The organism is Streptomyces hygroscopicus subsp. hygroscopicus (assembly GCF_001553455.1).
GTDB lineage: Bacteria > Actinomycetota > Actinomycetes > Streptomycetales > Streptomycetaceae > Streptomyces > Streptomyces hygroscopicus.
On record NZ_BBOX01000144.1, the window covers coordinates 1 to 11,483 of the forward strand.

The 11,483-nt window shown below is 72.1% G+C and carries 2 protein-coding genes; both read left to right on the forward strand.

The window, feature by feature from the left end:
- A partial coding sequence (locus AXW62_RS16935) for a beta-ketoacyl reductase (protein WP_159060896.1) occupies positions 1-1,058 on the forward strand: 1,058 nt, incomplete at its 5' end.
- A gap of 25 nt (positions 1,059-1,083) precedes the next feature.
- Positions 1,084-11,483, forward strand: a 10,400-nt coding sequence (locus AXW62_RS16940) for a type I polyketide synthase (protein WP_060945268.1), incomplete at its 3' end; no start/stop codon positions are given.

Consider the following 11,483-nt stretch of genomic DNA (forward strand, 5'->3'; position numbering starts at 1 on the left):
CCGGTGTGCTGGACGACGGTGTGCTGGACGCGTTGACACCGGGGCGGGCGGCCGGGGTCTTGCGTCCGAAGGTGGCCGCGGCGCGGAACCTGCATGAGCTGACCGCCGGGATGGACCTGTCGGCGTTCGTGCTGTTCTCCTCGGCGGCGGGCACGATAGGCGGCCCCGGTCAGGGGAGTTACGCGGCGGGCAACGCCTATCTGGACGCGCTGGCGCTGCAGCGGCGCGCGGACGGCCTCCCCGCCACGTCCATCGCCTGGGGCGCCTGGGCCGGAAGCGGCATGGTGATCGATGGGGACCTCGACGCGTACATGCAGCGGAGCGGCGTCGCCCCGATGGACCCGGAACTGGCGATCTCCGCGCTCCAGCGTGTTCTCGACCTGGACGAGACCTACGCCCTCGTGGTCGACGCCGCATGGGAGCGCCTCGGGGACGAGATGGGCGGAGCCCGGCCGACGCCCCTGCTGAGCGAGCTGACGAAGCGGCGGCAGCCGAGCGCGTCGTCGGAGTCCTCGGACCCGGCACCGGCCGAGTCGGCCGCGGCGGAACTGCGGGCGGAGCTGGAGGGGCTGTCCCCGGCGAAACGTCAGCGTTCTCTCCGCAAGCTGGTCCGGCAGCACGTCGCCGCGGTCCTGGCGCACGCCACCCCCGACGCCATCGAGAACGATCAGTCGTTCAGGGAGCTGGGTTTCGACTCACTGACGGCCGTTCAGCTCCGGAACCGATTGAGCGCGATCACCGGCCTGGAGCTGCCGACCACGCTGGCATTCGACTACCCGAACCTCACCGTATTGGCCGAGCATCTGGAGACGCAGATGTTCCCGCAGGCCGATGGGGCTGAGCTGAAGGACCCGGAGGAGGGCCGGATTCGTGAGGCGTTGGCCTCCATCCCGCTCGCCCGCTTCCGTGAAGCCGGATTGATGGACGCCCTGCTGGAACTTGCCCAGATCTCGGAGCGCGGTTCTGAGCCGGAGCCCCAAGAAGGAATGAACAGCGCGGTCGACGAGATGGACGTCGACGACCTCGTCCAGAGGGCACTGGGCGGCGCGGACCTTTGATGTTCTTGGAAGTGTGGAGCTACTGATGGCTACGTCCTCCGAAAGAGTTGTCGAAGCGCTGCGCGCTTCCCTGCGGGAAAACGACCGCCTCAAGCTACAGAACCAGCGCCTGGTCGCGGCGTCGCGAGAGCCCATCGCCATTGTCGGGATGAGCTGTCGTTTTCCTGGGGGCGTGCGCACCCCGGAGCAGCTGTGGCAACTCGTCGTCGACGGCGTCGACGCCATCTCCGGGTTCCCGACGAATCGCGGCTGGGACACCGAGGGGCTGTACCACCCGGACCCGGACAACCCGGGGACGAGTTACGCCCGAGAGGGCGGCTTCATCTACGACGCTGACGAGTTCGACCCGCAGTTCTTCGGCATCTCTCCCCGTGAGGCCGTGGCCACCGACCCGCAGCAGCGGCTGGTGCTGGAAGCGTCATGGGAGGCGTTCGAGCGGACCGGCATCGATCCACTGTCGCTGCGCGGCAAGCCGGTCGGGGTTTTCGTCGGCACGAACGGTCAGGACTACTCGACTCATCTCGTTGAGGCAGGAGGCGGGCTCGAGGGCTACCTGACGGGGAGCGCGGTCAGCGTCGTGTCGGGACGCATTTCCTACACCTTGGGTCTCGAGGGGCCCGCGGTGTCGGTGGACACGGCGTGTTCGGCGTCGCTGGTGGCGCTGCACATGGCCATGCAGGCGCTGCGCCAGGGCGAATGCGACCTGGCGCTGGCCGGTGGTGTGTCGGTGATGTCGACGCCGGGACTGTTCGTGGAGTTCAGCCGGCAGCGGGGGCTCGCGGCCGACGGCCGGTGCAAGCCGTTCGCCGAGGCCGCGGATGGCACCGGGTGGGGCGAGGGCGTGGGCATGCTGCTCGTGGAGCGGCTGTCGGACGCCCGTCGTCACGGTCATCCGGTGCTGGCGGTGGTCCGTGGCTCGGCGATCAACCAGGACGGCGCGTCGAACGGTCTGACGGCGCCGAACGGTCCGTCGCAGCAGCGGGTGATCCGGCAGGCGCTGGCCAACGCGGGGCTGTCGGCGTCCGATGTGGACGCGGTGGAGGCGCACGGTACGGGAACCACGCTGGGCGACCCGATCGAGGCGCAGGCGCTGCTCGCGACCTACGGCCAGGACCGCCCGGGGGACCGGCCGCTGTGGCTGGGCGCCATCAAGTCCAACATCGGTCACACGCAGGCCGCTGCCGGTGTCGCCGGTGTCATCAAGATGGTGATGGCGCTACAGCACGGTGTGCTGCCGAAGACGCTGCATGTGGATGAGCCGTCGCGGCAGGTGGACTGGTCGGCGGGCGAGGTGCGGCTGCTGACCGAGGCCACCGCGTGGCCGGAGACGGGCCGGCCGCGCCGGGCCGGTATCTCCTCCTTCGGGGTGAGCGGGACCAACGCGCACACCATCATCGAACAGGCCCCGGAGGCCGACCGTGATGGACGCCCCGAGGCGAAGGCCCCCGAGACGGACCAGGCCAAGCGGCCCGTTGTCCTGCCATGGCTGCTGTCCGGCAAGAGCGCGGACGCGCTCGCCGCCCAGGCCGGCCGACTCCACGCCCACCTGAGCGCCCACTCCGAGCCGACGCTGACGGATATCGCGTTCTCCCTGGCCACGACCCGTTCGGCGTTCGAGCACCGCGCAGCCCTGATCGCCGGGGACCGAGACGAGTTCCTCCGCGGCCTGAAGGCCCTGGCCAGCGGCGAGAACGCCGCTCAGGTCGTTCAGGGCACGACACGGACCGAGGACACGCTCGCGTTCCTGTTCTCGGGCCAGGGCGCGCAGCGCCTGGGCATGGGCCGGGAGCTGTACGAGGCGTTCCCGGTGTTCGCCCGCGCCCTGGACGAGGTGTGCGCGCACCTGGACGTGCTGCTGGACCGTCCGCTGCGGGAGGTGGTGTTCGCGGCCGAGGGCAGTGCGGACGCGGAGCTGCTGGACCGGACGGCGTTCACCCAGCCCGCGCTGTTCGCCGTCGAGGTGGCGCTGTTCCGGCTGCTGGAGCACTTCGGCGTCACCCCGGACGTACTGATCGGGCACTCGGTGGGCGAGATCGCCGCCGCGCACGTGGCCGGGGTGTTCTCCCTGGAGGACGCCTGCGCGCTGATCGCGGCGCGTGGCCGGCTGATGCAGGCCCTGCCGACCGGTGGGGCGATGGTGGCGGTGCAGGCGTCGGAGGAGGAGATCTCCGGATCGCTGGCCGGTCGTGCGGCCGAGGTGAGCATCGCCGCGGTCAACGGCCCGACGGCCGTGGTCATCGCCGGTGACGAGGCCGCCGCGCTGGAGATCGCCGGACAGTGGTCGGAGCAGGGCCGCAAGACCCGCCGGCTGCGGGTCAGCCACGCCTTCCACTCGCCCCGCATGGACGCCATGCTGGACGACTTCCGCAAGGTCGTCGAAGGGCTCTCGTTCGCCCCGCCCTCCATCGATCTGGTCTCCAATGTGACCGGCGCGGTGGCCTCGGACGCCGAGGTGTGTTCGCCGGAGTACTGGGTGCGGCACGTACGGGAGGCGGTGCGGTTCGCCGACGGGGTACGGGCCCTGGAGAAGCTCGGGGTGACCTCGTTCCTGGAGGTGGGTCCCGATGGCGTCCTCTCGGCGATGACGCAGGACTGCCTGACGGAAACGGGCGAGCCCGCCTCGGCGCCTGTGGTCGTGCCGGTGCTGCGCAAGGACCGCTCGGAGGTCGCCGCCCTGGCCACGGCACTGGCCCGGCTGCATGTTCACGGCTCCGCCGTCGACTGGACCTCGGCCTTCGACGGTCTCGAGGCCCGCGTGACCGACCTGCCGACCTACGCCTTCCAGCGCCGGCGCTACTGGGTCGAGAAGTCCACCGATGCGGGCGGCGCCGATGTCGGCCTCCGTCACGAGGCGGACGCGCGGTTCTGGCAGGCCGTGGAGCGGGAGGACCTCGCATCGCTCGCGAGGACGCTGCACTTCGACGACGAGGCGTCACTGGGCGCGGTGCTGCCCGCGCTGTCGGCGTACTGGCGCAGCAGCCGCGACCAGTCGACGATCGACGGCTGGCGTTACCGGGTGTCGTGGAAGCCGGTTTCCGATGCGGCCGGAGGGTCGTTGTCGGGGACGTGGCTGGTGGTGGTTCCGGCGTCCCGGGTCGGCGACGAGCTGGTGTCGGAGGTTGTCGCGGGGCTTGAGCGGCACGGTGCGGATGTGGTGTCGCTCCTGCTGGACGAGCGTGACCTGGACGCGAAGGTGCTGGCGGAGCGGCTGCGTGAGGCGGTCGCCCAGGTGCCGGAGCTGGGTGGTGTGTTGTCGCTGCTGGCCCTGGACGAGGAGTCCTGCCCGGGGTATCCGGGGCTGTCGGGTGGTTATGCGCTGAGTGTGGTGTTGGCGCAGGCGATGGTGGAGGCGGAGGTTCCGGTTCGGTTGTGGTGTGGTACGCGGGGTGCGGTGTCGGTGGGGCGTTGGGATCGGCTCACGGGTGTGGTGCAGTCACAGGTGTGGGGTCTGGGGCGGGTGGTGGCGCTGGAGCACTCGGAGGTGTGGGGTGGTCTGGTTGATCTGCCCGAAGCCTTGGATGAGCGGGGTGTGGCGCGGCTGGTGGGTGTGTTGTCCGCGGAGGATGGTGAGGATCAGGTCGCGGTGCGTGGTTCGGGGGTGTTCGCGCGGCGTCTGGTGCGGGCTGGTGCGGGTGAGGGGACTGAGCGTTCGTGGCGGGCGCGCGGCACGGTGTTGGTGACCGGTGGTACGGGCGCGCTGGGTGCTCGGGTGGCCCGCTGGGTGGTGGGCCAGGGTGCTGAGCATGTGGTGCTGACCAGTCGTCGTGGTCTTGACGCGCCGGGCGCTGTCGAACTGCGCGAGGGGTTGGAGGCGTTGGGTGCCCGGGTGACGGTGGCGGCGTGTGATGTGACGGATCGTGCGGCGTTGGCTGGTGTTCTCGCTGCCGTTCCGGAGGAGTTTCCGCTCAGTGCGGTGTTCCATGCGGCGGGTGTTGAGCAGGCGGCTGAGCTTCGGGGGATGAGTCTGGCGGACGCGGCGGCGGTGGTGTCGGGCAAGGCCGCTGGGGCCGCGCTGTTGGATGAGTTGCTGGGCGAGCGTGAGCTGGACGCGTTCGTGGTGTTCTCGTCGATCGCCGGTGTGTGGGGCAGTGGTGGTCAGGCCGCGTATGGTGCGGCCAATGCCTATCTGGACGCGTTGGTGGAGGATCGCCGTGCGCGGGGTCTCGCCGGTACGGCGGTGGCCTGGGGCCCCTGGGCCGAGAGCGGTATGGCGACCTCGGAGGGGATGGAAAAGGAACTCGCCCGTCGTGGCCTGCTCGTCATGTCTCCGGCGTTGGCCCTTGCCGCGTTGCGGGGGGCGCTCGCGGGCGACGACGGTGTGCTGACGGTCGCCGAGGTGAACTGGGAGCGTTTCGCCCCCGCGTTCACGATGGGACGGCCGAGCCCGCTCCTCGGCGATCTGCCCGAGGTCCAGCGAGCACTGGCGGACGCCGGAAACGTCGAAGGCGCCGGCACCACGGCCGGGTCCGCACTGCGCGAGCGCCTCGCGGGGCTCACCGAGGCCGAGATCGACCGGACCCTGCTCGACCTGGTGCGCGCCCAGGCCGCCGCCGTCCTCGGCTTCGCGGGCGCGGAGGCGGTCGAGCCCGCGCGTGCGTTCAAGGAGCTGGGCTTCGACTCGCTCACGGCCGTGGAGTTCCGCAACCGGTTGACCGCGGAGACCGGGCTGGTCCTGCCGGCCACGCTGGTCTTCGACTACCCGAGCGCCACGGTGCTGGCCGGCCATCTGCGTACCGAGGTGCTGGGCACGCGGGGCGCGGTGGCCGTACCGACGACCGTGGTGACCCCGGTCGATGACGACCCGATCGCGATCGTCGGGATGAGTTGCCGCTTCCCGGGCGGGGTGCGCAGCCCGGAGGACCTGTGGCAGCTGGTGGTCGGCGGTGGCGACGCCATCTCCGACTTCCCGTCCGACCGCGGGTGGGACGTGGACGGGATGTACGACCCGGATCCCGAGCGTCCGGGGACGTTCTACTCGCGCGAGGGCGGCTTCCTGCACGAGGCGGGCGAGTTCGACGCGGGCTTCTTCGGGATCTCGCCCCGTGAGGCGCTCGCCATGGACCCGCAGCAGCGGCTGCTGCTGGAGACCTCCTGGGAGGTCTTCGAGCGGGCCGGTATCCCTCCCACGTCCGTGCGTGGCCGGCCGATCGGCGTGTTCGTCGGAGCCGCGGCCTCGGGCTACGGAGCCGGACGCGACGGTGCGGCCGGAGAGCTGGAGGGGCAGATACTGACCGGCAACGCGACATCGGTCGTATCCGGTCGTATCTCCTACACCATGGGTCTTGAGGGGCCCGCGCTGACGGTGGACACGGCGTGCTCGTCGTCGCTGGTCGCCCTGCACCAGGCCGCGCAGGCGCTGCGCCAGGGCGAGTGCGAGATGGCGCTCGCCGGCGGTGTGACGGTGATGTCGACGCCGGACCTGTTCGTGGAGTTCAGCCGGCAGCGTGGACTGGCCCCCGACGGCCGGTGCAAGCCGTTCGCGGACACGGCGGACGGCACGGGCTGGTCCGAGGGTGTGGGCATGCTCCTGGTGGAGCGGCTGTCCGATGCCCGGCGCAACGGCCACCAGGTGCTGGCGATCGTGCGCGGCTCCGCCGTGAACCAGGACGGTGCGAGCAACGGTCTGACGGCGCCCAATGGTCCCTCGCAGCAGCGGGTGATCCGGCAGGCCCTCGCCAACGCCCGCCTGTCGGCGTCCGAGGTGGACGCGGTGGAGGCGCACGGCACCGGTACGACGCTGGGTGACCCGATCGAGGCGCAGGCGCTGCTGGCCACCTACGGCAAGGAGCGGCCGGAAGGGCGCCCGCTGTGGCTGGGCGCGCTCAAGTCCAACATCGGACATACGCAGGCCGCCGCCGGTGTCGCCGGGATCATCAAGATGGTGATGGCGATGCGGCACGGTGTGCTGCCGCGGATGCTGCACGTGGACGAGCCGTCGCGGCAGGTGGACTGGTCGGCGGGCGAGGTGCGCCTGCTGACCGAAGCGATGGAGTGGCCCGAGACCGAGCATCCGCGCCGGGCCGGTGTCTCCGCGTTCGGCGTCAGCGGCACCAACGCGCACACCATCATCGAACAGGCCCCGGAACCGGACGGGACGGAACCTGTCCCGGCGGCCCCCGCCGGCGATCCCGGCATCGTGCCCTGGGCGCTCTCCGCCCGGAGCGCGGAGGCCCTGCGCGCACAGGCCGAGCGGCTGCGGTCGTATCTGCTGGACCGCGCCGAACCGGGCGCCCTGGATGTGGGCTACTCGCTGGTGGCAACGCGCTCGGTGCACGAACATCGCGCGGTGGTCTCGGGTGCGGACCGTGCGGAACTGCTCCGCGGGGTCGAGGCTGTCGCGGCCGGTGCCGTGGCCCCGGGAGTGGTGCAGGGTGTCGCGGCGGCATCGGGCTCGACCGCCTTCCTGTTCTCGGGTCAGGGTGCGCAGCGTGTGGGGATGGGCCGGGAGCTGTACGAGGCGTTCCCGGTGTTCGCCGATGCGTGGGACGAGGTGTGTGCGCACCTTGATGTGCTGCTGGACCGTCCGTTGCGGGAGGTGGTGTTCGCGGCGGAGGGGAGTGCGGACGCGGAGTTGCTGGACCGGACAGAGTTCACCCAGCCCGCGCTGTTCGCGGTCGAGGTGGCGTTGTTCCGGTTGTTGTCCGCGTGGGGTGTGGCGCCGGATGTGGTGATCGGGCATTCGATTGGTGAGATCGCGGCGGCGCATGTGGCGGGGGTGTTCTCGCTGGAGGACGCGTGTGCGCTGGTGGCGGCGCGTGGGCGGCTGATGCAGGGGCTGCCCGAGGGCGGGGCGATGGTGGCGGTCGAGGCGTCGGAGGAGGAGATCTCCGGTTCGCTGGCGGGTCGTGCGGATGAGGTGAGTATCGCCGCGGTCAATGGTCCGGCGGCTGTGGTCGTCGCCGGTGACGAGGGGGCGGTGGTGGAGGTCGCCGGGCAGTGGGCGGAGCGGGGGCGTAAGACGCGTCGGCTGCGGGTCAGTCACGCGTTCCACTCGCCGCGTATGGACGCGATGCTGGACGATTTCCGTAAGGTCGTCCAGGGGTTGTCGTTCGCGCCGCCGGTCATCGCGCTGGTGTCCAATGTGACGGGTAAGCCGGCGGGTGCGGACGAGGTGTGCTCGCCGGAGTACTGGGTGCGCCATGTCCGCGAGGCGGTGCGCTTCGCGGACGGGGCGCGGGCGCTCCAGGCACAGGGCGTGACCGCCTTCCTGGAGGTGGGCCCCGACGGTGTGCTCTCGGCGATGGTGCGGGAGTGCCTGACGGCCGAGGGGGCTTCGGCCCCCGTCGTGGTGCCCGCGCTGCGCAAGGACCGCTCCGAGGCCCAGGCGTTGACCACGGCCCTGGCGGAACTCCACGTCCACGGCGTCACCGTCGACTGGGAGCGGTTCTTCGCCGGGCGCGGCGCGCGGAAGGCCGAACTGCCCACCTACGCCTTCCAGCGGCAGCGCTACTGGCTGGAGGACACGGGCGGTGCGCGCGGCGGCTCCGCCGCTGCCGACAGCGTGGACGCCCGGTTCTGGGAAGCCGTTGAGCGCGAGGACCTGACCGCGCTGGCCGAGGCGCTGGACGTGGACGGGGAGGGCTCGCTGGGCGAACTGCTGCCCGCGCTGTCGTCGTACCGTCGGCAGCAGCGGGACCGGGCCACGGTCGACGGCTGGCGGTACCGCGTTGTGTGGAAGCCGGTCCAGGACGCGCCCGCCGGGTCCCTGACCGGCACCTGGCTGCTGGTGGTGCCCGCCGCGCTGGCGGACAGCGACGTCACCACCTCGATCCGCCACGGGTTCGAGAAGCACGGCGCCCGGGTGGTACCCGTGGTGGTGGCCGCTGACACGGACACCGAAGGACTGGTCAAGGCCCTGCTCGGCGCACTCGACGGTGCCTCCGAGGCCCGTGTGGTGTCGTTGCTCGCCTTGGCCGAGGAGCCCCTCGCCGCGCAGCCGGTGGTCACGACGGGACTCGCGCTGACTCTGCGGCTGGTGCAGGCCCTGGCCGGGCTGGACCTGAGTGTCCGGCTGTGGTGCGCCTCGCGGGGCGCGGTCTCGGTGGGCCGTTCCGACCGGCTCACCAGCCCCGTGCAGGCCGAGGTGTGGGGCCTCGGCCGGGTCGCGGCGCTGGAACACCCGCGGATATGGGGCGGTCTGGTCGACCTGCCCGAGGTAGTCGACGAGCGCGCCGTGGAGCGGCTGGCCGGTGTGGTGTCCGCCGAGGGCGCCGAGGACCAGGCGGCGGTGCGGGGCTCGGGAGTGTTCGTCCGGCGACTGGCGCGGGTCGCGTCGTCGGGCGGCGGAGCCTGGCGGCCGAGCGGCTCGGTTCTGGTGACCGGCGGTACGGGCGCGCTGGGCGCGCAGGTGGCCCGTTGGGCCGTGCGCGAGGGCGCGGAGCACATCATCCTCACCAGCCGTCGCGGCCTGGCGGCCGACGGCGCACCCCAGCTGAAGGCGGAGCTGGAGGCCATGGGCGCGCTGGTCTCGGTGGCCGCGTGCGACGCGGCGGACCGCGCGGCCCTCACCGAGGTGCTGGCGGGCATCCCCGAGCGCTTCCCCCTGCGCGGGGTGGTGCACGCCGCCGGTGTGCTGGACGACGGTGTGCTGGATGGCCTGTCCGTCGACCGGGTCGCCGGGGTGCTCGGCGCGAAGGTGGAGGGCGCGTGGGCGCTGCACGAGCTGACCGCCCATCTGGACCTCGACGCGTTCGTGCTGTTCTCGTCGTTCGCCGGTGTCGTGGGCGGCGCCGGCCAGGGCGCCTACGCGGCGGCGAACGCCTACTTGGACGCGCTCGCGGTGCTGCGTCGCGGTGCCGGGCTCACCGGTACGGCGGTCGCCTGGGGGCCGTGGGCCGAGGCCGGTATGGCCGCGGAGGGCCGTGCGGGCGACCGGGTGCGCGGTGGTGTGGTGGCCGCGATGGACCCGGCGCTGGCCGTGGCGGCGCTCCGGTGGGCCGCCGGCCATGACGAGGCTTCGCTCGTCGTGGCGGACGTCGACTGGGAGCGCCTGGCCACGGCGCACGCCGCGTCCGGCGGTGGCGCTCTCATCAGCGACATCCCCGAAGCACACAAGCACCTGGCCGCGGTCGAAGGCGGTGCCGAGGCGGAAGCGGCCACCTTCGCCCAGAAGCTCGTCGGGCTCTCGGCGGCCGAGCGGAACCACGCAGTTCTGGAACTGGTACGGGGCCACGCGGCCGCCGTGCTCGGCCATGCTTCGGCCGAGTCGATCGAGCCCGGCCGGGCCTTCCGCGACCTCGGGTTCGATTCCCTCACGGCGGTCGAGCTGCGCAACCGGCTGGACATCGCGACCGGACTGCGCCTCCCGGCCACGCTGGTCTTCGACTACCCCAGCGCCGCCGAACTGGCCGACTACCTGGACGCCGAGGTCTTCGGCGCCGCCCAGCCGGCCGTGGCCGCCGCCGAGCCGCCGACCGCCGCCGTGGACGGCGACCCGATCGCGATCGTCGCGATGAGCTGCCACTTCCCCGGGGATGTGCACACACCGGAGGAGCTGTGGCGGCTGGTCGCCGAGGGCGGCGACGCCATCGCCGGGTTCCCCGCCGACCGCGGCTGGGACCTCGACGGGCTGTACGACCCCGACCCCGAGCGGTTCGGCACGTCCTACGCACGCGAGGGCGGCTTCCTCTACGGTGCCCCGGAATTCGACGCGACGTTCTTCGGGATCTCCCCGCGTGAGGCGCTCGCCATGGACCCGCAGCAGCGGTTGCTGCTGGAGACCTCGTGGGAGGCGTTCGAGCGGGCCGGTATCGCCCCGGAGTCGCTGCGGGGCAGCCGGGCGGGTGTGTTCGTGGGCACGAACGGCCAGGACTACACCGGACTGTGGGCGGACGCGCAGGGCGACCTCGAGGGACACCTGGGCACGGGCAGCGCGGCCAGCGTGGTGTCGGGCCGTATCTCCTACACCTTCGGTCTCGAGGGGCCGGCGGTGACGGTGGACACGGCGTGCTCCTCGTCGCTGGTGGCGCTGCACATGGCCATGCAGGCGCTGCGCCAGGGCGAGTGCGACCTGGCGCTGGCCGGTGGTGTGTCGGTGATGTCGACACCAGGCGCGTTCGTGGAGTTCAGCCGGCAGCGCGGACTCGCTTCCGACGGCCGGTGCAAGCCGTTCTCCGACGGGGCGGACGGCACGGGCTGGGGTGAGGGCGTGGGCATGCTCCTGGTGGAGCGGCTGTCGGACGCGCGGCGCAACGGTCACCCGGTGCTGGCGATCGTGCGGGGCTCGGCGATCAACCAGGACGGTGCGAGTAACGGTCTGACGGCGCCGAATGGTCCGTCGCAGCAGCGGGTGATCCGGCAGGCGCTGGCCGGCGCCGGACTGTCGGCCGCCGAGGTCGACGCGGTGGAGGCCCACGGCACCGGCACCCAGCTGGGCGACCCGATCGAGGCGCAGGCACTGCTGGCCACCTACGGCCAGGACCGCCC